The organism is Streptomyces sp. NPDC041970, assembly GCF_055588985.1.
Genome location: NZ_JBVJCD010000071.1, coordinates 1 through 21199, shown reverse-complemented (window position 1 = coordinate 21199; position 21199 = coordinate 1). Strand labels below are relative to the sequence as shown.

The window sequence follows — 21199 nt, the reverse complement described above, 5'->3', positions numbered from 1 at the left end:
GGCGCGGCGCGGGGGCGGACCGCCCGGTTCAGCGGGTGGCCGGAATGGGCGCCCGCCGCTCGATCCGGGCCGCCCGCGTCCCGTACAGCGTGACGGAGACGACGCCCAGGACCGCGGCCAGGCCCAGCGCCACCGTGGCCGCCCAGCCCCCGGCGTGGAAGGCGACGGCGCCCAGCGTGCCGCCCGCGCTGGCGCCCAGGTAGTACGCCGACTGGTAGAGCGCCGAGGCCTGCGCCCGGCCCGTCGCCGCCGTGCGGCTCACCGAGGACGAGGCGACCGCGTGCCCGGCGAAGAAACCGGCCGTGATCAGCACCAGGCCCAGCAGCACGGCGGACAGCCGGTCGGCCAGCGAGAGCAGCAGCCCGGCGGCGGTGGTGGAGACCGCCAGGTAGAGCGCGCCCCGGCGGCCGAGCCGGGCCACCAGGCGGCCGGCCGCCGCGGAGGAGGCCGTGCCGACCAGGTAGACCAGGAAGATCGAGCCGATGACGCCCTGCGGCAGGCTGAACGGCTCCTCGACCAGCCGGTAGCCGATCACCGTGTAGACCGCGCCGAACACCGTCATGAACAGCGCGCCGATGGCGTACAGCCGCACCAGCAGCGGATTGGCCAGATGGGCGCCGACGGCCCTGGCCAGCGCCTTCGGGCTGAGCGAACCGGGCGTGAAGTTGCGGGCGGCGGGGATCAGGAAGTGGAACGCCAGGGCGCACGCCAGCGCCAGCAGCCCGACCGCTCCGAGCGCCGCGCGCCACCCCCAGAGCTGGGCCACCCAGCCGGTGAGGATGCGGCCGCTCATGCCGCCGATGCTGTTGCCCGCGACGAACAGCCCGATCGCGGCGACCAGCGCCTTGGGCCGCACCTCCTCCGCGAGATACGCCATCGCGGAGGCCGGCAGCCCGGCGAGCGCCGCACCCTGCACGGCCCGCAGCGCGATCAGCGCGCCCATCGACGGGGCGAACGGGATCGCCAGTCCGACCAGCACCGCGACCGCCAGCGACACCGTCATCATCTGCCGCCGCCCGAACCGCTCCGAGAGCGCGCTCAGCGGCAGCACGCACAGTGCCAGCGCACCGGTGGCCGCCGAGACCGTCCAGCTCGCCTGGCCCGCGGTCGCGCCGAAGGAGGCGGAGACGGCGGGCAGCAGCGCCTGCGTGGAGTAGAGGAGGACGAAGGCCGCGACACCGGCGGCGAAGAGGGCGAAGCTCATCCGGCGGTAGCCGGGGCGGCCGGGCTCGAGGCGCTCGGCGGCGCGGGCGGCGGGCGCGGGCGCGGTGTCGGGGGAAGCGGGGGACGACGGGGCAGCGGCATCCACCATGAGCGTGGATGCCGCGGTACTGGCAGGAGGCATACGCCGAACGTAGGCGCACCGGTTTCATGCGTCCAATGCACGAACTGGCCATAATCAATCCCATGGCGCATGAACGCAGCTCACAGCCTCGGGTGTCACCGAGTAGTTACGAAGAAGACATCCGCGCCGTCCTCGCGCCCCGCCTCGCCTACTTCGAGGCCGTCGCCCGCCACGAGCACGTCACCCGCGCCGCGCACGAGCTGGGCGTCCCGCAGTCCACGCTCTCGCGGGCCATGGCGCGGCTCGAAGCGGACCTGGGCGTCGCCCTGTTCGCCCGCAGGGGCCGCACGGTCTCGCTCACCCCGGCCGGCCGCACCTTCCTCACCTCGGCGGAACGCGCCCTGGCCGAGGTCGAGAAGGCCGCCGACTCCGTCCGGGCCGACGCCGACCCGGCGGCGGGGCGGGTCTCCTTCGGCTTCCTGCACACCATGGGCTCGGAGACCGTGCCCGCCCTGATCCGGGCGTTCCGGGCCGACCACCCCCGCGTCCGCTTCCAACTCGTGCAGAACTACGGCGAGGCGATGATCGAACGGCTGCGCGCGGGCGGCCTCGACCTCTGCCTCACCTCGCCCGTGCCCGACGAGCCGGGCCTCGTCGCCCGCCGCCTCGACGAGCAGCGGCTGCGGCTGGTGGTCCCGGACGACCACCGGCTCGCGGGCCGCCGCCGGGTCCGCCTCGCGGAGGCCGCGGACGAGACGTTCGTGACCCTGGAGCCCGGTTACGGGCTGCGCCGGATCACCGACGACCTCTGTGCGCAGGCCGGCTTCACCCCGCGTGTGGCCTTCGAGGGCGAGGAGGCGGAGACCCTGCGCGGCCTGGTCGCCGCCGGGCTCGGGGTGGCCCTGCTGCCGCCGCCCGCGGTCGCCCGCCCCGGAGTCGTCGAGCTGACGGTGACCGCCCCGCGCGCGGCCCGCGAGATCGGCGTCGCCTGGCTGGACGGCCACCCGGACACCCCGCCGGTCGCCGCCTTCAAGCGCTTCCTGCTCTCCCGCCGGGGGAACCTGCTGCCGGAGTGACCGGGCCGGCGCCCGGCGGCCGCCGCGCCGCCCTGCACGGCCGGACCCCGGCCGGACGTACGCCCACCCGCCCGCCTGCTGCCGTGTGACCGCCGCTCGGTACGGCGCGACGCCCGCGGCCCCCGGCGTACGCCCGCCCGCCGCCACGTGACCGCCGCCTCGCCCGGCGTACGCCCGGAGCCCCGGTGCGACGCAGGCCCGCGCCCCTCACGGCGTACGCCGATCACCCGGCTCGGCGTACGCCCGCGCGAGGCCCGAGCGGCCCGTTCTCAGTGCCGCAGCGACCGGCCGAACCCGTCGGCCAGCGGCATCCGCAGCCCGAGCGGCGGCGGCGCGGCCAGCGCGTCCGCGACCGGGCGGGCGTAGGACCGGGTGAACAGCGAGCCCCGGACGAAGTCGGCGGCCAGCGCCATCACTTCGGCGCGGTGCTCACGCAGCGCGTGCCCGTCGGAGTGGACCTCGAAGCGGCAGGTGTCCCGGTTGACCTTCTTCGCCCGCTCCGCCAGCCGGTAGGACGCCTCGGGGTCGGTGCGCCCGTCGTTGGTGCCGTGCACGATCAGCACCCGCCGCCCCCGCAACTGCCGGACCGGCTCCGGCTCGGGCGCCTCCTCCTCGGGCAGCCACGGGGCCATCGCCAGCACGGAGTCGACCGCGTCGTGCCCGGCCGCCCGGAGCGCCGCCCGGCCGCCCATCCCGTGGCCGACCAGGCAGACCGGCACGTCCCCGTACCGCCGTTGCACCTCGCCGACCGCCCACGCGGCGTCCTCGACGGGGTGGGCGTCGTCCGCGTTCCAGCCCCGGCAGCGGTAGCGCAGCACGTGCACCGCGAGCCCGTCGCCCTCCCCGGCGCGCGCCAGGGCGCGGGCGAACGGCGGATGCACCGCGTACGCCAGGGGGAAGGGGCGGCGCCGGGAGTCGGCCCGGCCGTCGGGGAGCAGCAGGGCCACGCCGCTGACCTCGCGGGCGCCGGCCGTCCGGACGGCCCGTCCCAGCGTGGCGGCGGACCGGGTGAGTGCGCGCTGTGCCATGACAGAACAGTGTCAGAAGGCCAGGTGTACGCCACCCGTCTTCCCGGTCACTGTTGCGCATCGACACCGAGCGCTCTACGCGCGTAGGCGTTAGAGTGCCCAGATGACGAGCCAGACCGCGAACGCCCCTGATTCCGACCAGATCCGGCGCGCCCCCAAGGTGCTCCTGCACGACCATCTCGACGGCGGCCTGCGGCCGGGCACCGTCATCGAGCTGGCCCGCGCGCAGGGCTACGACTCCCTCCCCGAGACCGAGGCCGACAAGCTCGGCGCCTGGTTCCGCGAGGCCGCCGACTCCGGCTCGCTGGAGCGCTACCTGGAGACGTTCGCCCACACCTGCGCCGTCATGCAGAGCCGTGACGCGCTGTTCCGGGTGGCGGCGGAGTGCGCCGAGGACCTCGCCCAGGACGGCGTCGTCTACGCCGAGATCCGCTACGCCCCCGAGCAGCACCTGGAGGGCGGGCTCACCCTGGAGGAGGTCGTCGAGGCGGTCAACGCGGGCTTCCGCGAGGGCGAGCGCCTGGCCCGCGCGGCCGGCCACCGCATCCGCGTCGGCGCCCTGCTCACCGCGATGCGCCACGCGGCCCGCGCGCTGGAGATCGCGGAGCTGGCCAACGGCTACCGCGACCAGGGCGTGGTGGGCTTCGACATCGCGGGCGCCGAGGCCGGGTACCCGCCCACCCGCCACCTCGACGCGTTCGAGTACCTCAAGCGCGAGAACAACCACTTCACCATCCACGCGGGCGAGGCCTTCGGCCTGCCGTCGATCTGGCAGGCCCTGCAGTGGTGCGGCGCCGACCGGCTCGGCCACGGGGTGCGGATCATCGACGACATCGAGGTCGCCGAGGACGGCACGGTCACCCTGGGCCGGCTCGCCTCCTACGTACGGGACAAGCGCATTCCGCTGGAGATGTGCCCGACCTCCAACCTCCAGACCGGAGCCGCCGCCTCGTACGCGGAGCACCCCATCGGGCTGCTCCGGAAGCTGCATTTCCGCATCACCGTGAACACGGACAACCGGCTGATGAGCGGCACGAGCATGAGCCGGGAATTCGAGCGGCTGACCGAGGCGTTCGGATACACGTTCGACGACATGCAGTGGTTCACCGTCAATGCGATGAAATCAGCGTTCATTCCTTTCGACGAACGTCTCGCCATGATCAATGACGTCGTCAAGCCCGGATACGCGGCGCTGAAATCGGAGTGGCTTTTCCGTCAGACCGCTGCGACCAGCGGTTCTTCCCCGAACGCGGGCTGATGGGCTGACATACGGAAAAGGGCCGGGGAACATGTCCCGGCCCTTTTCGCCGTGTCGGGGTGTTTGCGGAGGGGGCGGTGCGGTGGCTAGCTTGCAGAGCCGCTTCCATCCCCTTCCCAAGGATGAATCTCCCATGAAGAAGTTTGCCGCCAGGACCCTCGGCGCCGCCGCTCTCGGCGCCGCTTTCGCCGCCGTCGCCGCGGGCACCGCCTCCGCCGCCCCCGCCCTGCCGCTCGACGCCGCGGCCGAAGTGCTCCCCGCCCCGGCCGCGGCCCTGGACACCCTGGCCACCTCCGGCCGGGCCGAGCCGGTCCAGGAGACCACCGGCAAGGTCCTCGGCGGCGCGACCCCCGCCGCGGCCGCCCCGGTCACCGGCCTGCTCGGCGGGCTGCCCACCCAGGGCCTGACCGCCACCGCCATCCCGCTCGGCTGACCCGCGCCTCCGCACACCGGTGGGGCGCACACCCTGATGCCAGGGTGTGCGCCCCACCGGCGCGTCACCGGTCCCAGGCCCGCGCGGCCGGGGCGCCCCTCCCCTCCGAGGGAAGCAGCACCCACAGCGCCAGGTAGAGCAGGAACTGCGGGCCGGGCAGCAGGCACGAGGCGACGAAGACGACGCGCATCGTGGTGGCGGTGGTGCCGAAGCGCCGGGCCAGCGCCGCGCACACTCCGCCGATCATGCGTCCTTCGCGGGGACGGACAAGTGCGGCCATGGTGGGCTCCTTCGCGAACCGTCGAGGGGGGAGCGGTCCAGTGCGTGCTCCCGACACCTCCATGGTGCCGCGACGAACGGGGACAAAGCATCGCTCTACGGGGCGAGACCGACCCCGGTAATCGTCGGGGTCGAACCCCCAGGGGCCTCGTCCCCGAGTCGGGTCTCCGCCCGGCGGCCGGGCAGGTCCCGCACCCCCGACAGCCCCCGGCGGCGCAGCCGCCCCCGGCAGGCCGGGACCAGCGCGAGGTGGGCCAGCGCCACCCCCGAGGCGTTCAGCAGCAGCGAGTCGACGTCGACCACCTGGCCGGGCACCCCGGTCTGGCCCAGCTCGATGGCGAGCGAGATCAGCGCCCCGGCGGTGACCGTCCGCAGCAGCGAGACCCACGGCGAGACCAGGACCCGCCCCCCGGCCATCGGCAGCAGCACCCCCAGCGGGGCCAGCAGGAGCAGCGCGCCGCCGATGCGCCGCGCCGCCCGCACCGGGCCGAGCGCGAGGTCCGCCCTGATCCCGGCGAACGGCTCGAAGTTCGCGGCCGCGGTCCAGGGCACGTCCAGCGGGCGCAGCGTCAGCCACCCGACGAGCAGCAGATGCGCGAGCAGGAGGGCGATCCCCGCCGCGCGGAACCCGATGACGGTCCGACCGCCGAAACCTTCACGCACACCCCCCAAGACGCCCCGAGCGGCAGGATCGGTTCCGCGACCTCCACCGGGGCGGCCGGCCCCGTGTCAGGGCAGCCGGAGGGCGTCCGGCGTGACCACGTCCTGTGGCCGGGACTTCGTCTGCGAGGTGCACAGATAGCCGCGCGGCGGGTAGTCGCCGGGGCCGCCCAGGACCACCGAGCCGCCCGTGGGAAGCGCCTCGCTCTCCGCGTACGTGCACACGAGCTGGGCCAGCGCCTCCGCCGACAGGTCCTCCGGCTGGCTGCTGAGGCGCAGCGTGCCCGCCGGGTCGCCCTTCCGCGCCGGTACGACCCGCAGGCCCGCCGGGACCGCGGTGGAGAACCCGGCCCGGCGCTCCCCGGCGGGCGGCGCCTGCTGGACCTCCCTGAGCAGGGCGCGGGCGACCGCCTGCCGGTCGGGGCCGACCGCCTCGGCGGCCACCGGACGGTCCACGGTCACCAGCCGGGAGGCGCACACCAGGTACACCTCGGCGGTCGTCCCGCCCGGCGGCCGGGTCGTGATCTCCGAGGCGGACAGCCGGCACGGCACCCGCGACGGCGCGGGTCCCGCGTCCACCGGCACCGACGTCGTACGGATGCCGCAACCGGAGACCAGCGCAGCGGCGGCCAGCACGGCCGCCAGACAGGCCGCGCCGGGCCCCCGCGCCGGGGCGCGCTCCGCGGACCGCCTCCGCGCCGGCGCCCGAAGGCGCGGGGCCCGTCCGCCGTACGTGCCGTCGCCGCGCTTCACGTCGTACCGTCCTCGTCCCGTGCGCGCGCCTCCGGACCGTCCCGCCGCGCCAGCTTCTCGGCGTCGCGCGGCAGCCGCAGCTCGAAGACGGCGCCGCCCTCGGGGCAGTTCGCGGCCGTGATGTCGCCGCCGTGGATGTGCGCGTTCTCCATCGCGATGGAGAGCCCCAGACCGCTGCCCTCCGAACGCGGCCGGGAGGCGCTGGCCTTGTAGAACCGGTCGAACACGTGCGGCAGCACCTCCTCGGGGATGCCCGGACCGTGGTCCCGTACCTCGATGACCAGCTCCTCGCCCTCGGTGCGGACCGCGACCCCGACCGGGGAGCCGCCGTGCTTGAGGGCGTTGCCGATCAGGTTGGCGAGGATCACGTCGAGCCGGCGCGGATCGAGCCGGACCATCATGCCGCGCTCGGCGTCCAGGTCCACGGCGTCCAGCCAGGCCCGCGCGTCGATGCACGCGGTGACCTGGTCCGCGACGTCCACGGTGTCCAGCACCAGGCGGGCCGTGCCCGCGTCGAAGCGGGTCACCTCCATCAGGTTCTCCACCAGGTCGTTGAGGCGCCGGGTCTCGCTGACCACCAGGTGCACGGCGGGCGCGATCATCGGGTCGAGGCTGTCCGCCTCGTCCTCCAGCACCTCCGCCACCGCGGTGATCGCGGTCAGCGGGGTGCGCAGCTCGTGCGACATGTCGGCGACGAACCGGCGGCTCGACTCCTCCCGCGCGCTCATGTCCGCGACCTTCTTCTCCAGCGAGTCGGCCGCCTTGTTGAACGTCCGCGAAAGGTCGGCGAGTTCGTCCGTGCCGGAGACCACGAGCCGGGTGTCGAGCTTGCCCTCGCCGAGCTTGCGGGCCGCCTCGCCGAGCCGCTGCACGGGCCGCAGCACCGTCGTGGCCGCGGCCTGGGCGAGCAGGGCCGAGCCGATCAGCGCCAGCGCGGTGGCGATCCCCAGCGACCAGGCCAGCGAGTTGAGGTCCTGCCGCTCCTGGTCGAGGGACTTGAGCATGTACCCGGTCGGGCCGCCGCCGATGATCCGGACGCCGGCGACCAGGTACGGCGTGCCCTCGATGCTCGTCCGCTGCCAGAACAGGCGGTACTCGTGCTCGTTGTTCGACGTCAGCGGCTGCTTGCGGGCCACCTGCCGCTGGAGCGAGTCCGGCACGTGGGCCCGCGTGAACGTGTCGAGGTCGGAGTAGCCGACGATCGGCTTGCCCCGCTCGCGCTCGTCCTCCAGCAGGACGCTGTAGCCGGGACTGCTGGAGGCCATCTTCACCGCGGCCCGCTGGAGGTCGTCCTTGGTGGGCCGCTCCGGCAGCGCGGCGGCCGTGTCCTGCATCTGCCGCCGGAAGTCGTCGAGCGCCGCGTCCTGGGTGCGGGTGAGCACGGCCTCCCGGTTGAGCCAGTACGCGATCCCCGACGCGGAGACCGCGGCGGTCAGCGCCACCAGCGCGAACACCACGACCAGGCGCAGCCGCAGACTCGTCCAGCGCAGACCCGCGCGCAGCGACCGCTTGGCGGTCGCGGTCACTGAGGCGAGTCCAGCCGGTAGCCCACGCCCCGCACCGTGCGGATCAGGGTCGGCGAGGACGGCACGTCCTCGACCTTCGCGCGCAACCGCTGCACACAGGCGTCCACCAGGCGCGAGTCGCCCAGGTAGTCGTGCTCCCACACCAGCCGCAGCAACTGCTGCCGGGACAGGGCCTGGCCGGGCCGGCGGCTCAGCTCCAGCAGGAGCCGCAGCTCGGTCGGGGTGAGCTGGAGGTCCTCGCCGTCCTTGGTGACGGTCATGGCGGAGCGGTCGATGACCACGTTGCCGAAGGTCGCCGAGTCGGTCGACTCGCGCTCGCCGCGGCGCAGCACCGCCCGGATGCGGGCGTCCAGCACCCGCCCCTGGACGGGTTTGACCACGTAGTCGTCCGCGCCGGACTCCAGTCCCACCACGACGTCGATGTCGTCGCTGCGCGCGGTCAGCAGAATGATCGGCAACTGGTCGGTGCGGCGGATGCGCCGGCAGACCTCGAAACCGTCGATTCCGGGCAGCATCACATCCAGCACGACCAGGTCGGGCCGCTGCTCGCGCAGCAGCTCCAGGCCGTCCTCTCCCGTCGCCGCGGTGGCCACACGGTGGCCCTGGCGTGACAACGAGAGTTCGAGGGCCGTGCGGATGGCGTCGTCGTCCTCGATCAGCAGCAGGAAAGGCACGGACGTCATTCTGGCCCATGGTGGCGCTTCAGTTCGACCCACGGCCCGATCCGCCCTTCGGACACGGCCTCGGCCACCCTGTGACAGGTCTGTGACAGTCGGGGAACAGGGCCATGAAACTGCCCCGGCAAGCTCGTCGGCACAGGCAACGAACGGACTCCACCGATAGGGGGCGCGAGATGAACGCACTGCACGGCACCAGCTCGAGCGCTGTTGTCACGCGTCTCCACGACATCGGCCGGAGCACGGACAAGTCCGCCGCCGGGGCGGGGAGTTCCCTGGCCGAGCGGGGCCGGGAGCTCGCGGGGGCGCGGGGCTGCGTCCGCGGCTCCGGTCGCCAGCGCCCGCCGGTGGCCGAACCGGTGCGCAAGCAGCCGTACATGACGGTGGTCGACGGGTCCGCCGGGGACGACGCGCCGAGCGCGTACGGGAAGCCCGCGGGGGACCGCGCGGCCCGGCCGGAGGGCGCGGACGCCGAAGCGGCGTTCACGGCCTACGTCCAGGAGCGGCGGGCCTCCCTCTACGCGACCGCCTACCACCTGACCGGCGACCGGTTCGAGGCCGAGGACCTGTTGCAGAGCGCCCTGTTCTCGACGTACCGGGCGTGGGACCGCATCAGCGACAAGGCGGCGGTCGGCGGCTATCTGCGCCGCACCATGACCAACCTGCACATCAGCGCCTGGCGCCGGCGCAAGGTGAACGAATACCCGACCGAGGAGCTGCCGGAGACGGTGGGCGACACGGACGCGATGCGCGGCACGGAGCTGCGGGCGGTGCTCTGGCAGGCGCTCGCCCGGCTGCCCGAACTCCAGCGCACGATGCTGGTCCTGCGGTACTACGAGGGCCGCACCGACCCGGAGATCGCGTCCATACTCGGCATCAGTGTCGGCACGGTGAAGTCGAGCATCTGGCGCACGCTGCGCCGGCTGCGCGAGGACGAGGTCCTCAGCTTCGGACGTGACGAGCAGGAGTCCTTCGGCGAGCTGGTGGCCTGAAGGCGACGGGGGAGGGAAGGGGCTCACCGCTTCGGGGGAGGCGGAAGCCACGGGGGAGGAAACGGCTCTTCGCGTCGGGGGAGGCGAGGGCACGGGGGAGGCAAGGGCCCACCGCTTCGGGGGAGGCGAGGGCCACGGGGGAGGAAACGGCTCTTCGCTTCGGGGGAAGCGGGGGCCACGGGGGGAAACGGCCCTCCGTCTCGGATGAGGCGGGGGTACGGGGGAGGCAAGGGCTCACCGCTTCGGGGGAGGCGGAAGCCACGGGGGAACGGCCCTCCGCTTCGGGGGAGGCGGGGGCACGGGGAACACAGCGGGGTCGTACGGGCCGATGGCTCGTACGGCCCCGCTGCCCGTTCGGCCCCTCACCGGTCGCCTGCGCGCCGCCTATGCCGCCTCGTGCGCCACCGGCGTGCGCCGGCAGCGGCCCGCCGCCGCGGCGGCCAGTCGGCCCAGTGCCTCGTCCTTGCCGCAGGGGTGTGCGCCCAGAGCCGTCTGGCGGGCCACGATGCGCCGCTCGGCCCGCATCAGCCGCCAGCCGCGCCGCAGCAGGAACGGCGCCGACTTGCGGCCCTCGCGCAGATCCCGCGCCAGCCGCCGCCGGAACGTCGTGGACGGGCGGCCGCGCAGGCACAGCGCGTCCGCCAGCAGCCCCAGCGCCTGGCAGCGCGCGACGATCTCGGCCGCGAAGATGCCCTCGGCCACGAACAGGGGCGAGCGCTCGATGTGGAAGACCTCGTGGTCCGTACGGGAGCTGGTGGCGATGTCGTACACCGGCACGTCGGTGCGCCCGGTCCGGCACAGTGCGGCGATGGCCGCGACCGCCGCGTCCGCGTCCCAGGAGGCGGGGGAGTCCCAGTCGATGTCCGCGGAGTCGGCGACGCGCGGCAGCGTCGGGTCGTCGCCCTCCTTGTAGAAGTCGTCCAGGCGCAGCACCGGTAGGCCGGTGCGGGCGGCGAGGGAGGACTTGCCGGAGCCGGAGGGGCCCGCGAGCAGGACGACACGGGCGGGGATCGGTTGGGAACTCACAGAACACAAGTGTGACGCATTGACCCGCACAGGGGACCCCTCGGGTCTCCTGTTGGTACCGGACACCCCCTCTCAACTACTCTGCGCGCACAGACGATTACCCTACGAGGCTCGATCAGGTGGAAACATGGCACGTCACGCACGAAAGCCCGAACGTCGCGTCCTGCTGCGCGCCGGTCTGACCGTCACCGCTCTGGGGGCCGCCCTGGGGGCCGGGATGGGCTCCGCACAGGCCGCCGTCACCCTGCCGGCCATCGCCGAAGTCCCCGAGCAGGACGTCCCCTCCGCCCTCCAGGCGGTCGGCGAGAAGGCCGGGCCCGCGGTGACCAGCGCGCTCGGCACCTCACTGGCCGGCAGCGTCGCCCCGATCACCGACCTCCGGCTCGACCCGCTCGCGGGCACCGGGGTGGACCCGCTGGACAACGCCGTGGGCACCCAGGTCGCCGACTTCCAGCCGCTGTCCACGGCTGCCCTGACCGGGCCGATCTCCAGCGGCGGCTCGCTCGGCGACCTGCCGGTGGTGGGGACGGTGACCCGGCTCGTCACCGGCTGAGCCCGCCGCGCGACGGACGGGGCCGCCCCTCTCCGGCGTCCGGGAGCGGGGCGGCCCCGTCCGGGGCGTCGCGGCGCGTGTCAGTACGAGGAGCCCGAGGCCCCCAGCGCGCCGGTCGGGTGCCAGACCGTCTTGGTCTCCAGGAAGGCCGTCAGCCGCTCCGTGCCGGGCGCGGCGAGCCAGTCCGCCGCGCCGGAGCCGTCCGCGGGGCGGGGGCGCAGCACCCGCTTCAGGTTGTCCGCGGCCGCGACCTCCAACTCCTTCGCCAGGTCGGCCCCGGCCCCGGTGAGGTCGATCGCGTTGACGTCCTGGTGGGCGGCGAGCGGGGCCGCCAGCTCCGCCGTCGCGCCGGAGAGGATGTTGACGACACCGCCCGGCACGTCGGAGGTGGCCAGCACCTCGCCCAGCGACAGGGCGGGCAGCGGGGCGTCGGCGGAGGCGATCACCACGGCCGTGTTGCCGGTCGCGATCACCGGGGCGAGCACCGAGACCAGGCCGAGGAGCGAGGACTCCTGCGGCGCGAGGACCGCGACGACGCCGGTCGGCTCGGGGGTGGAGATGTTGAGGAACGGGCCCGCGACCGGGTTGGCCGCGCCCGCGATCTGCCCGATCTTGTCGGTCCAGCCCGCGTACCAGACCCAGCGGTCGATCGCCGCGTCCACCAGGGGCGCCGCCTTGGACTTCGACAGCCCCTCGGCCGCCGCCACTTCGCGGACGAACTGGTCCCTGCGGCCCTCCAGCATCTCCGCGACGCGGTAGAGGACCTGGCCGCGGTTGTACGCGGTCGCGCCCGACCAGCCGCCGAACGCCTTGCGCGCGGCGACGACCGCGTCACGCGCGTCCTTGCGGGAGGAGCGCGGCGCGTTGGCGAGCCACTGGCCCTTCGAGTCCGTCACCTCGTACACCCGGCCGCTCTCGGAGCGGGGGAACTTGCCCCCGACGTACAACTTGTAGGTCTTGAAGACGCTCGTACGGTTCTGCTCAGACATCGAGGTACGCCTCCAGGCCGTGGCGGCCGCCCTCGCGGCCGTAGCCCGACTCCTTGTAGCCGCCGAACGGCGACGTCGGGTCGAACTTGTTGAACGTGTTGGCCCAGACGACGCCCGCACGGAGCCGGCCCGCCACCGCGAGGATGCGGGAGCCCTTCTCCGTCCAGATGCCGGCCGAGAGGCCGTACTGACTGTTGTTGGCCTTGGCGACCGCCTCGTCCGGGGTGCGGAAGGTGAGGACGGACAGCACCGGGCCGAAGATCTCGTCGCGCGCCACCGTGTGCGCCTGGGTGACGCCGGTGAACAGCGTCGGGGCGAACCAGTAACCGGTGGACGGCAGTTCGCACGGGGCCGACCAGCGCTCGGCGCCCTCGGCCTCGCCGGTCTCCACCAGCGCGGTGATCCGGGCGAGCTGCTCGGGGGAGTTGATCGCGCCGATGTCGGTGTTCTTGTCCAGCGGATCGCCCAGGCGCAGCGTGGAGAGCCGGCGCTTGAGGGCGTCGAGCACCTCGTCGTGGACCGACTCCTGGACCAGCAGACGGGAGCCGGCGCAGCAGACCTGGCCCTGGTTGAAGAAGATCCCGGTCACGATGCCCTCGACGGCCTGGTCGATCGGGGCGTCGTCGAAGACGATGTTCGCGCCCTTGCCGCCCAGCTCCAGGGTGACCTTCTTGTCCGTCCCCGCGACCTGTCGGGCGATGGCCTTGCCGACGGCGGTCGAGCCGGTGAAGGCGACCTTGTCCACGCCGGGGTGGGAGACGAGGGCCTCGCCCGCGTCGCCGTAACCGGTCAGGATGTTGACGACGCCCTTGGGCAGCCCGGCCTGGCGGCAGACGTCCGCGAAGAACAGTGCGCTCAGCGGGGTCGTCTCGGCGGGCTTCAGGACCACCGTGTTGCCGGTGGCGAGCGCCGGGGCGATCTTCCACGCGAGCATCAGCAGGGGGAAGTTCCACGGGATGACCTGGCCCGCCACGCCCAGCGGGCGGGGGTTCGGGCCGTACCCGGCGTGGTCCAGCTTGTCGGCCCAGCCCGCGTAGTAGAAGAAGTGCGCCGCGACCAGCGGGAGGTCCGCGTCACGGGTCTCCTTGATCGGCTTGCCGTTGTCGAGGGTCTCCAGGACGGCCAGCTCGCGGCTGCGCTCCTGGATGATCCGCGCGATCCGGAAGAGGTACTTGGCGCGCTCGGAGCCGGGCAGCGCCGACCACGTCGAGAAGGCGGCGCGCGCGGCGCGCACGGCCCGGTCCACGTCCGCCGCGCCCGCCCGCGCGACCTCCGACAGGACCTCCTCGGTGCTCGGCGAAACGGTCTTGAAGACCTTGCCGTCGGCGGCCTCGGTGAACTCGCCGTCGATGAACAGCCCGTACGAAGGGGCGATGTCGACGACGGAGCGGGACTCCGGCGCCGGTGCGTACTCGAATGCGGATGCCATGGCGTATCAGTCCACCGTCACGTAATCGGGGCCGGAGTAACGGCCGCTACTGAGCTTCTGACGCTGCATCAGCAGGTCGTTGAGCAGGCTGGACGCGCCGAACCGGAACCAGTGGGGGTCCAGCCAGTCCTCGCCCGCCGTCTCGTTCACCAGCACCAGGAACTTGATCGCGTCCTTGGTGGTGCGGATGCCGCCGGCCGGCTTCACGCCGACCTGCACGCCGGTCTGCGCCCGGAAGTCGCGCACGGCCTCCAGCATCAGCAGGGTGTTGGCGGGGGTGGCGTTCACGGCCACCTTGCCCGTCGAGGTCTTGATGAAGTCCGCGCCCGCCAGCATCCCGATCCAGGAGGCCCGGCGGATGTTGTCGTACGTGGACAGCTCGCCGGTCTCGAAGATCACCTTGAGGCGGGCGGCCCCGCACTCCGCCTTCACGGCGGTGATCTCCTCGTACACCTTGAGGAAGCGGCCGGAGAGGAAGGCCCCCCGGTCGATCACCATGTCGATCTCGTCCGCCCCGGCCGCCACGGCCTCGCGGACGTCCGCGAGCTTGACGTCCAGCGCGGCGCGGCCGGCCGGGAACGCGGTCGCCACGGACGCCACCTTCACGCCGGAACCGGCGAGCGCCGCCGAGGCGGTGGCCGCCATGTCGGGGTAGACGCAGACCGCCGCGGTGCGCGGGGTCGTGCGGTCGGTCGGGTCGGGGTGGACGGCCTTCGCGGCGAGAGCCCGGACCTTGCCGGGCGTGTCCGCGCCTTCCAGCGTCGTCAGGTCGATCATCGAGATGGCGAGGTCGATGGCGTACGCCTTGGCCGTCGTCTTGATCGAACGGGTGCCGAGGGCGGCGGCCCGCGCGTCCAGGCCGACGGCGTCGACGCCGGGCAGCCCGAACAGGAAGCGGCGCAGCGCACTGTCGGACGCCGTCACGTCGGAGAGCGGGGCGCCTCCCCGCTCGGACGCGCTTGAGGGCTGGGGGGAGGGAGCAGTGGTGGGCATGGTCACCAGAGGAGCATATCTACGCGCGTAGCGACCTGTACAGGGGCCCGTCCGCCCCCGCGTTCCGCCCCCTCCGCCTTCCGCGGCGCCCGGCCGCCCCGCCGCCTTCCGCGCCCGTCGGGCAGAATCGGCCCCATGACGAGCCCCACGCCTCCCGCGCAGACGCCCCCCGCCGAGCGGGTCCACCGCTCCGTCGCCGCGCTGGTCTGCGGGGTGCTGCTGCTCCTGCTGATCGCCTGGATGGCGGGCGACGCCATGATCCGGGGCGAGGGCCGGACGCCGTGGCTGGCCCCTGCCGCGCTGCTCGTCGTGGTGCCGCTGGTCGTGGCGTTCACCCTGCGCCCGGCGGTCTTCGTCGACGGCGAGCGCATCCGCGTCCGCAACCCGTTCCGGACGATCCAGCTCCCGTGGACCGAGGTCGCCGACGTCCGGGCCGGGTACTCCTCCGAGCTGATCGCCCAGGACGGGGCGAAGTACCAGCTCTGGGCCATCCCCGTCTCCCTGCGCGCCCGCAAGCGCGCGGCCCGCGAGGCGGCCCGCGCCGCGCACGACGACCCCTACGGCCGCACCTCGGTCAGCGCCGACGTCCGCGACGCCGCCCAGCGCACCGCCTCCGCCGACCAGACCGTCCGCGACCTGCGGGACCTGGCCGAGCGGGCGGGCGGATCGACGCCGGAGGGCGCCGCCCGGCGCTCCGTGCGCTGGGCGTACGAGGTGATCGCCCCGGTCCTCGTCGGCGCGGTCCTGTTCGCGGTGGTGTGGACGATCGGCTGAACTCCGGGGAGGGGCGGTGGCCGAGCGACCGGGGCGTGTGGCCGGTCGGACGACCGGGGCCGGTGGCCGGGCCGGGCCCCGTGGCCGGGCCGGGCGGTGGGCTGGGCGGCCGGTCCCACGCCTGAGTGAACGACCGGGCCGGGGGGTCGGGCCGCGCGACCGTTCGAACGACCGGGTCGGGCGGTGGGCTGGGCGAACGGTCCCGCGCCTGAGTGAACGACCGGGCCGGGTGGTCGGGTCGCGCGGTGGGCTGGGCGATCGGCCCCCGCGACCGTGTGGACGACCGGGTCGGGCGGTGCGCCGGACTATCGGCCCCGTGCCCGGCTGGACGACCGGGCCGCGCGGTGGGCTGGACGGCCGGTCCCGCGCACGAGTGAACGACCGGGCCGGGGGGTGGCGGACACCGGCCCCCGGTCTGCTGCACGACCCGATCCCGGTGGACCGGCCCAACCGAGCCGAGCCCGTTCGCCGGATGTGCGCAGGGCCGGCACCCCCCGTGGGGGGCGCCGGCCCTGCGTGTACGGGCGTGGGGGCCGGGTCAGATTCCGGCGGCCGCCGCGAGGTCCCGCTTGATCCCGGCCAGCAGGTCCGCCGCCCGAGCCCGCGCGGCGGGCAGCTCGGAGGCGTCGGCGACCGGGACGACGACCTCCAGGTAGCACTTCAGCTTCGGCTCGGTGCCGCTCGGGCGGACGATCACCCGCGCGCCGTCCAGGCGATAGCGCAGCCCGTCCGTGGGCGGCAGCCGGTCCGTGCCCAGGGTCAGGTCCTCGGCCGAGGTGACGGCGAGCCCGGCCAGCACGGTCGGCGGCTGCTCGCGGAGCCGGGTCATGGCGTCCGCGATGACCGTCAGGTCCTCCACCCGGACCGAGAGCTGGTCGGTGGCGTGCAGCCCGTGGGCGACGGCGAGGTCGTCCAGCAGGTCCAGCAGGGTGCGGCCCCGCTCCTTGAGCACGGAGGCCAGCTCCGCGACGAGCAGTGCGGCGGTGATGCCGTCCTTGTCGCGTACGCCGTCGGGGTCGACGCAGTAGCCCAGCGCCTCCTCGTAGCCGTACCGCAGGCCGTCCACGCGGGCGATCCACTTGAAGCCCGTCAGCGTCTCCTCGTGGCCGAGGCCCGCCTTCTCCGCGATCCGGCCGAGCAGCGAGGACGACACGATCGACTCCGCGAACACGCCGCTCGCACCGCGCTCCACCAGGTGCGCGGCGAGCAGCGCGCCGACCTCGTCGCCGCGCAGCATCCGCCAGCCGCCCTCGGCGGAGGTGTCCGGCACGGCGACGGCGCAGCGGTCCGCGTCCGGGTCGTTCGCGATGACCAGGTCCGGCGCGGCCCGGCGCGCGGTGGCGAAGGCGAGATCCATCGCGCCGGGCTCCTCCGGGTTGGGGAAGGCCACGGTGGGGAACGCGGGGTCGGGCTCGGCCTGCTCGGCCACCAGCACCGGCGCGGGGAACCCGGCCCGCGCGAACGCGGCCGTGAGCACCTCCGTGCCGACGCCGTGCAGCGCGGTGTGGACGGTGCGCGCGGTACGGGGGCTGCCCGCCGCGAGCACCCGGTCCGTCCGCGCGAGGTAGGCGTCCAGCACCTCGTCGCCGAGGGTCTGCCAGCCGTCCTCCGGGCGGGCCACGGAGGAGAGCGGGCCGACCGAGGCGATGGCGGCCGCGATCTCGCCGTCCGCCGGGGGCACGATCTGCGAGCCGTCGCCGAGGTAGACCTTGTAGCCGTTGTCGCGCGGCGGGTTGTGGCTGGCGGTCACCTCGACCCCGGCGACGGCCCCCAGGTGCCGTATGGCGAACGCCAGTACGGGGGTGGGGAGCGGGCGGGGCAGCACGGCGGCGCGCAGCCCGGCCCCCGTCATGACGGCGGCGGTGTCGCGCGCGAAGTCGGCGGACTTGTAGCGGGCGTCGTAGCCGATGACGACCAGCCCGCCCTCCTCGCCGCGCCCCTTCAGGTACGCGGCGAGCCCGGCCGCGGCCCGGATCACCACGGACCGGTTCATCCGCATCGGCCCGGCGCCCAGCTCCCCGCGCAGCCCGGCCGTGCCGAACTGGAGCGTCCCCGCGAACCGGGCGGCCAGCTCGGCGGTGTCGCCCGCCTCGATCAGCGCGGCCAGTTCGTCACGCGTCTGCGGGTCGGGGTCCTCGGCCAGCCAGGTCCTGGCCTGCGCGATGAGGTCGTGCTGCACGGGGTCCGCCTTTCGGGGGAGCGGGTGGGGGAGCGGGGGGCGTCGCACGGGCGTGCGCCGGGGCGGGCGCGGGGCGCCGCGCGGACCGGGGCCCGGCTCCGGCCGGCCCCGGCGCACAACGCGCGCCGGGGCCGGCCGGAGGTCCGGGGCGGCTCAGATGCGGTCGAGCACGCGGGCCAGCAGGGCGCCCATGCGGGCCGCCGAGTCGCGGCCGGCCTGCAGGACCTCCTCGTGGTTCAGCGGCTCCCCGGAGAGGCCCGCCGCCAGGTTGGTGACGAGGGAGATGCCGAGCACCTCGGCGCCCGCCTCGCGGGCCGCGATGGCCTCCAGCACGGTGGACATGCCCACCAGGTCGCCGCCCAGCACCCGGACCATGCCGATCTCGGCCGGGGTCTCGTAGTGCGGGCCGGGGAACTGGACGTACACGCCCTCTTCGAGCGTCTCGTCGATCTCCTTGCACAGCGCGCGCAGCCGGGGGGAGTACAGGTCGGTCAGGTCGACGAAGTTGGCGCCGATGATCGGGGACGCGGCCGTGAGGTTGATGTGGTCGCTGATGAGGACCGGCTGCCCCGGACGCATCCCCTCGCGCAGACCGCCGCAGCCGTTCGTCAGCACGACCGTCCCGCACCCCGCCGCCACCGCCGTACGCACACCGTGGGCGACGGCGGCGACGCCCCGGCCCTCGTAGTAGTGGGTGCGGCCGAGGAAGACCAGGACGCGCTTGCCGCCGATCCGGTACGAGCGGACCGTGCCGCCGTGCCCCTCGACGGCGGGGGCCGGGAAGCCGGGCAGCTCGGTGACGGGGAACTCGGCGTCCGGGACGCCGAGCGCGTCGCCCGCGGGGGCCCAGCCGGAGCCCATCACCAGGGCGACGTCGTGGGTCTCGGCGCCGGTCAGCTCGCGCAGCCGGGCGGCGGCCCCGGCGGCGGCTGTCCGCGGGTCGCCCTGGATGTGGTCCGGAATAACAGATGCGTTCACGCGGATGAGCGTAACCGCTCGATCCCTACGCGCGTAGATGCCCCCGCGCAAAGATCCCCGCGAACTCTTCGTGCCTTCGCACGAAGAGCGGCGGGGAGGGGTCAGCAGGGGCGCTTGCGCAGCTCCATCACATAGTCGTGGGGGGCTCCCGCGGACTCGGCGGCGTCGGCGATCTCGCCCAGGTAGCGCGCCGAGGGCAGGCCGCCCTCGTAGCCGTTCAGCACGTACATCCAGGCCGGCTCCTCGCCGTCCAGGGTGTGCACGCGCACCCGCATCCGGCGGTAGACGTCGAGCCCGACGCCCTCCCAGCGGTCCATGGAGTCCTCGTCCATCGGCGCCAGGTCGTACAGCGCGACGAAGACCTGGGAGCGCGGCGCCTCCACCACGGTGGCCAGCGCCCCCTCCCAGCCCATCTGCTCCCCGCCGAAGGTCAGCCGCCAGCCGTTGAGCCAGCCCGTGCTGCGCATCGGGGAATGCGGGGCGCGGCGGGTCATCAGCCGCGCGTCGAGGTTGCCGGCGTACGCGGCGTAGAGCGACATGGCATCGAGGGTACGGGAGGCGGCGGCCGGAGGGCCGGTTCCTGTGACGAAGGCCCCGGTCGGGGGAGGTGGCCCGCGCGAGGGCGGCCCCCATTCCCGTATGGAGGGCCCCGGAGCGAAGCTCCTTGGCGCGTGCGGGACAATGGAGTACGTACTGCATTCGCCGGGGCGCTCCCCCGGCCCCCCGGCCGGGGCGGCAGACGGCCGCGGGACGACACCACGCGAGGCGGACTTTTCGTGACCCGGATCGTGATCATCGGCGGCGGCCCCGGCGGCTACGAGGCGGCCCTGGTCGGCGCCCAGCTCGGCGCGGAGGTGACGGTCGTCGACTGCGACGGCCTCGGCGGGGCGTCGGTGCTCACCGACTGCGTGCCCTCCAAGACCCTGATCGCCACGGCCGAGGTGATGACCACCTTCGACTCCTCCTACGAGGAGCTGGGCATCATCGTCGCCGACGACACCCCGCACAAGGAGCAGGCGGCGCGGGTGGTGGGCGTGGACCTCGGCAAGGTCAACCGCCGCGTCAAGCGCCTCGCGCTCGCCCAGTCGCACGACATCACCGCCTCCGTCACCCGCGCCGGGGCCCGTGTGATGCGCGGCCGGGGCCGGCTCGACGGGCTCCAGGCGGCCGACGGCTCCCGGCAGGTCGTCGTCACCGCCGCCGACGGCACCGAGGAGCGGCTGACCGCCGACGCCGTGCTGATAGCGACGGGCGGCCACCCCCGCGAGATCCCGGACGCGCAGCCCGACGGCGAGCGCATCCTGAACTGGACCCAGGTCTACGACCTCGACGAGCTGCCCGAAGAGCTGATCGTGGTCGGCTCCGGGGTGACCGGCGCGGAGTTCGCCGGGGCCTACCAGGCGCTCGGCTCCCGCGTCACCCTCGTCTCCTCCCGCGACCGCGTGCTGCCCGGCGAGGACCCGGACGCCGCTGCCGTCCTGGAGGACGTCTTCCGCCGCCGCGGGATGAACGTCATGGCCCGTTCCCGCGCCCAGTCCGCCAAGCGCGTGGGCGACCGGGTCGAGGTGGCGCTCGCCGACGGCCGGGTCATCACCGGTTCGCACTGCCTGATGGCGGTCGGCGCGATCCCGAACACCGCGGGCATGGGGCTGGAGGAGGCCGGCGTCCGGCTCAAGGACTCCGGGCACATCCTCACCGACCGGGTCTCGCGCACCAGCGCCCCCGGCGTCTACGCGGCCGGCGACGTCACCGGCATCTTCGCGCTGGCCTCGGTCGCCGCGATGCAGGGCCGGATCGCGATGTACCACTTCCTCGGCGACGCGGTCGCCCCGCTGAACCTCAAGGCGGTCTCCGCCAACGTCTTCACCGACCCGGAGATCGCCACCGTCGGCTACAGCCAGGCCGACGTCGACGCCGGCCGGATCGAGGCCCGCGTGGTGAAGCTGCCGCTGCTGCGCAACCCGCGCGCCAAGATGCAGGGCATCCGCGACGGCTTCGTCAAGATCTTCTGCCGCCCCGGCACGGGGATCGTGGTCGGCGGCTGCGTCGTCGCGCCGCGCGCCAGCGAGCTGATCCACCCCATCTCGATCGCGGTCGACAACAACATGACGGTGGAGCAGATCGCCAACGCCTTCACGGTGTACCCGTCCCTGTCCGGGTCGATCGCGGAAGTGGCCCGGCAGTTGCACACCCGCAAGCTCACGGACGAGGGCTGACCGGGGGGGGGGGGGGGGGGGGGGGGGGGGGGGGGGGGGGGGGGGGGGGGGGGGGGGGGGGGGGGGGGGGGGGGGGGGGGGGGGGGGGGGGGGGG

The 21199-nt window shown here is 74.4% G+C and carries 21 protein-coding genes; 7 read left to right on the top strand and 14 right to left on the bottom strand.

Features of this window, described 5'->3' with window-relative positions:
• Positions 1-28: 28 nt before the first annotated feature.
• On the bottom strand, positions 29-1345 hold the full coding sequence (locus ACZ6EJ_RS24975; RefSeq protein WP_469270168.1) for an MFS transporter: 1317 nt from the start codon (positions 1343-1345) through the stop codon (positions 29-31).
• 62 nt (positions 1346-1407) lie between these two features.
• Here ACZ6EJ_RS24975 and ACZ6EJ_RS24970 point away from each other — a divergent pair, with 62 nt between their 5' ends.
• Complete coding sequence (locus ACZ6EJ_RS24970) at positions 1408-2361, top strand: LysR family transcriptional regulator (protein WP_469270167.1); 954 nt, start codon at positions 1408-1410, stop codon at positions 2359-2361.
• A 269-nt stretch (positions 2362-2630) separates the two neighbouring features.
• Here ACZ6EJ_RS24970 and ACZ6EJ_RS24965 read toward each other — a convergent pair whose 3' ends face one another.
• The gene (locus ACZ6EJ_RS24965; protein WP_469270173.1) at positions 2631-3308 is read right to left on the bottom strand and encodes an alpha/beta hydrolase; all 678 of its coding nucleotides are present in this window, start codon (positions 3306-3308) and stop codon (positions 2631-2633) included.
• Positions 3309-3492: 184 nt separating this feature from the next.
• Here ACZ6EJ_RS24965 and ACZ6EJ_RS24960 point away from each other — a divergent pair, with 184 nt between their 5' ends.
• Together ACZ6EJ_RS24960 and ACZ6EJ_RS24955 are read left to right on the top strand one after the other, a co-directional pair.
• Complete coding sequence (locus tag ACZ6EJ_RS24960; RefSeq protein WP_469270166.1) at positions 3493-4647, top strand: adenosine deaminase; 1155 nt, start codon at positions 3493-3495, stop codon at positions 4645-4647.
• A 133-nt stretch (positions 4648-4780) separates the two neighbouring features.
• Positions 4781-5080, top strand: coding sequence for a hypothetical protein (locus ACZ6EJ_RS24955; RefSeq protein WP_469270165.1), 300 nt, complete (start codon positions 4781-4783; stop codon positions 5078-5080).
• A 64-nt stretch (positions 5081-5144) separates the two neighbouring features.
• Here ACZ6EJ_RS24955 and ACZ6EJ_RS24950 read toward each other — a convergent pair whose 3' ends face one another.
• From ACZ6EJ_RS24950 to afsQ1, 5 genes are all read right to left on the bottom strand, one after another.
• The gene (locus tag ACZ6EJ_RS24950) at positions 5145-5360 is read right to left on the bottom strand and encodes a PspC domain-containing protein (protein ID WP_469270164.1); all 216 of its coding nucleotides are present in this window, start codon (positions 5358-5360) and stop codon (positions 5145-5147) included.
• A gap of 95 nt (positions 5361-5455) precedes the next feature.
• Entirely contained in the window at positions 5456-6022 is a 567-nt protein-coding gene (locus tag ACZ6EJ_RS24945) for a VanZ family protein (RefSeq protein WP_469270163.1), read from the bottom strand.
• A gap of 66 nt (positions 6023-6088) precedes the next feature.
• On the bottom strand, positions 6089-6772 hold the full coding sequence (locus ACZ6EJ_RS24940) for a hypothetical protein (RefSeq protein ID WP_469270161.1): 684 nt from the start codon (positions 6770-6772) through the stop codon (positions 6089-6091).
• The gene (locus ACZ6EJ_RS24935) at positions 6769-8298 is read right to left on the bottom strand and encodes an ATP-binding protein (RefSeq protein ID WP_469270160.1); all 1530 of its coding nucleotides are present in this window, start codon (positions 8296-8298) and stop codon (positions 6769-6771) included. The genes ACZ6EJ_RS24940 and ACZ6EJ_RS24935 overlap by 4 nt, the downstream gene beginning before the upstream one ends.
• On the bottom strand, positions 8295-8972 hold the full coding sequence (gene afsQ1 / locus ACZ6EJ_RS24930; protein WP_006127084.1) for a two-component system response regulator AfsQ1: 678 nt from the start codon (positions 8970-8972) through the stop codon (positions 8295-8297). The genes ACZ6EJ_RS24935 and afsQ1 overlap by 4 nt, the downstream gene beginning before the upstream one ends.
• A gap of 179 nt (positions 8973-9151) precedes the next feature.
• Between afsQ1 and ACZ6EJ_RS24925 the strand changes: the two genes are divergently transcribed.
• Positions 9152-9967 (top strand): SigE family RNA polymerase sigma factor, encoded by an 816-nt coding sequence (locus ACZ6EJ_RS24925; protein WP_469270159.1) that lies wholly within the window; start codon positions 9152-9154, stop codon positions 9965-9967.
• A gap of 384 nt (positions 9968-10351) precedes the next feature.
• On the opposite strand, the gene ACZ6EJ_RS24920 is transcribed toward ACZ6EJ_RS24925, so the two are convergent.
• A complete protein-coding gene (locus tag ACZ6EJ_RS24920; RefSeq protein WP_469270157.1) occupies positions 10352-10993 on the bottom strand; it encodes a uridine kinase family protein in 642 nt (213 codons plus the stop codon).
• 127 nt (positions 10994-11120) lie between these two features.
• Between ACZ6EJ_RS24920 and ACZ6EJ_RS24915 the strand changes: the two genes are divergently transcribed.
• Positions 11121-11546 (top strand): hypothetical protein, encoded by a 426-nt coding sequence (locus tag ACZ6EJ_RS24915; RefSeq protein ID WP_469270155.1) that lies wholly within the window; start codon positions 11121-11123, stop codon positions 11544-11546.
• 80 nt (positions 11547-11626) lie between these two features.
• Here the strand turns inward: ACZ6EJ_RS24915 and ACZ6EJ_RS24910 are convergent, their stop codons facing one another.
• Genes ACZ6EJ_RS24910 through deoC form a run of 3 tightly spaced genes read right to left on the bottom strand, consistent with a single transcriptional unit; the run spans position 11627 to position 14957 of the window.
• Positions 11627-12535, bottom strand: coding sequence for an aldehyde dehydrogenase family protein (locus tag ACZ6EJ_RS24910; protein ID WP_469270153.1), 909 nt, complete (start codon positions 12533-12535; stop codon positions 11627-11629).
• Positions 12528-13964: an aldehyde dehydrogenase family protein gene (locus ACZ6EJ_RS24905; RefSeq protein WP_469270152.1), complete on the bottom strand. Its 1437-nt coding sequence runs from the start codon at positions 13962-13964 to the stop codon at positions 12528-12530. The genes ACZ6EJ_RS24910 and ACZ6EJ_RS24905 overlap by 8 nt, the downstream gene beginning before the upstream one ends.
• A gap of 6 nt (positions 13965-13970) precedes the next feature.
• On the bottom strand, positions 13971-14957 hold the full coding sequence (gene deoC, locus ACZ6EJ_RS24900) for a deoxyribose-phosphate aldolase (RefSeq protein WP_469270172.1): 987 nt from the start codon (positions 14955-14957) through the stop codon (positions 13971-13973).
• Between the two features lie 135 nt (positions 14958-15092).
• Between deoC and ACZ6EJ_RS24895 the strand changes: the two genes are divergently transcribed.
• Complete coding sequence (locus tag ACZ6EJ_RS24895) at positions 15093-15731, top strand: PH domain-containing protein (RefSeq protein WP_469270150.1); 639 nt, start codon at positions 15093-15095, stop codon at positions 15729-15731.
• Between the two features lie 538 nt (positions 15732-16269).
• Here ACZ6EJ_RS24895 and ACZ6EJ_RS24890 read toward each other — a convergent pair.
• The 3 genes from ACZ6EJ_RS24890 to ACZ6EJ_RS24880 all read right to left on the bottom strand — a co-directional run bounded on the left by ACZ6EJ_RS24890 (position 16270) and on the right by ACZ6EJ_RS24880 (position 19427).
• Positions 16270-17910 (bottom strand): phospho-sugar mutase, encoded by a 1641-nt coding sequence (locus ACZ6EJ_RS24890; protein ID WP_469270148.1) that lies wholly within the window; start codon positions 17908-17910, stop codon positions 16270-16272.
• 153 nt (positions 17911-18063) lie between these two features.
• Complete coding sequence (locus ACZ6EJ_RS24885) at positions 18064-18888, bottom strand: purine-nucleoside phosphorylase (protein WP_469270147.1); 825 nt, start codon at positions 18886-18888, stop codon at positions 18064-18066.
• 101 nt (positions 18889-18989) lie between these two features.
• Complete coding sequence (locus tag ACZ6EJ_RS24880; protein ID WP_469270145.1) at positions 18990-19427, bottom strand: gamma-glutamylcyclotransferase family protein; 438 nt, start codon at positions 19425-19427, stop codon at positions 18990-18992.
• A 237-nt stretch (positions 19428-19664) separates the two neighbouring features.
• On the opposite strand from ACZ6EJ_RS24880, the gene ACZ6EJ_RS24875 reads away from it, so the two are divergent.
• Positions 19665-21104 carry an NAD(P)H-quinone dehydrogenase gene (locus tag ACZ6EJ_RS24875; protein WP_469270143.1) on the top strand — a complete coding sequence of 480 codons (1440 nt, stop codon included), beginning with the start codon at positions 19665-19667 and terminating at the stop codon, positions 21102-21104.
• Positions 21105-21199: the final 95 nt, after the last annotated feature.

Coding starts and splice junctions, on each gene's coding strand:
- ACZ6EJ_RS24975 (WP_469270168.1), bottom strand. CDS start 1,345: ATGCCTCCTGCCAGTACCGCGGCATCCACGCTCATGGTGGATGCCGCT.
- ACZ6EJ_RS24970 (WP_469270167.1), top strand. CDS start 1,408: ATGGCGCATGAACGCAGCTCACAGCCTCGGGTGTCACCGAGTAGTTAC.
- ACZ6EJ_RS24960 (WP_469270166.1), top strand. CDS start 3,493: ATGACGAGCCAGACCGCGAACGCCCCTGATTCCGACCAGATCCGGCGC.
- ACZ6EJ_RS24955 (WP_469270165.1), top strand. CDS start 4,781: ATGAAGAAGTTTGCCGCCAGGACCCTCGGCGCCGCCGCTCTCGGCGCC.
- ACZ6EJ_RS24950 (WP_469270164.1), bottom strand. CDS start 5,360: ATGGCCGCACTTGTCCGTCCCCGCGAAGGACGCATGATCGGCGGAGTG.
- ACZ6EJ_RS24925 (WP_469270159.1), top strand. CDS start 9,152: ATGAACGCACTGCACGGCACCAGCTCGAGCGCTGTTGTCACGCGTCTC.
- ACZ6EJ_RS24915 (WP_469270155.1), top strand. CDS start 11,121: ATGGCACGTCACGCACGAAAGCCCGAACGTCGCGTCCTGCTGCGCGCC.
- ACZ6EJ_RS24910 (WP_469270153.1), bottom strand. CDS start 12,535: ATGTCTGAGCAGAACCGTACGAGCGTCTTCAAGACCTACAAGTTGTAC.
- ACZ6EJ_RS24905 (WP_469270152.1), bottom strand. CDS start 13,964: ATGGCATCCGCATTCGAGTACGCACCGGCGCCGGAGTCCCGCTCCGTC.
- deoC (WP_469270172.1), bottom strand. CDS start 14,957: ATGCCCACCACTGCTCCCTCCCCCCAGCCCTCAAGCGCGTCCGAGCGG.
- ACZ6EJ_RS24895 (WP_469270150.1), top strand. CDS start 15,093: ATGACGAGCCCCACGCCTCCCGCGCAGACGCCCCCCGCCGAGCGGGTC.
- ACZ6EJ_RS24880 (WP_469270145.1), bottom strand. CDS start 19,427: ATGTCGCTCTACGCCGCGTACGCCGGCAACCTCGACGCGCGGCTGATG.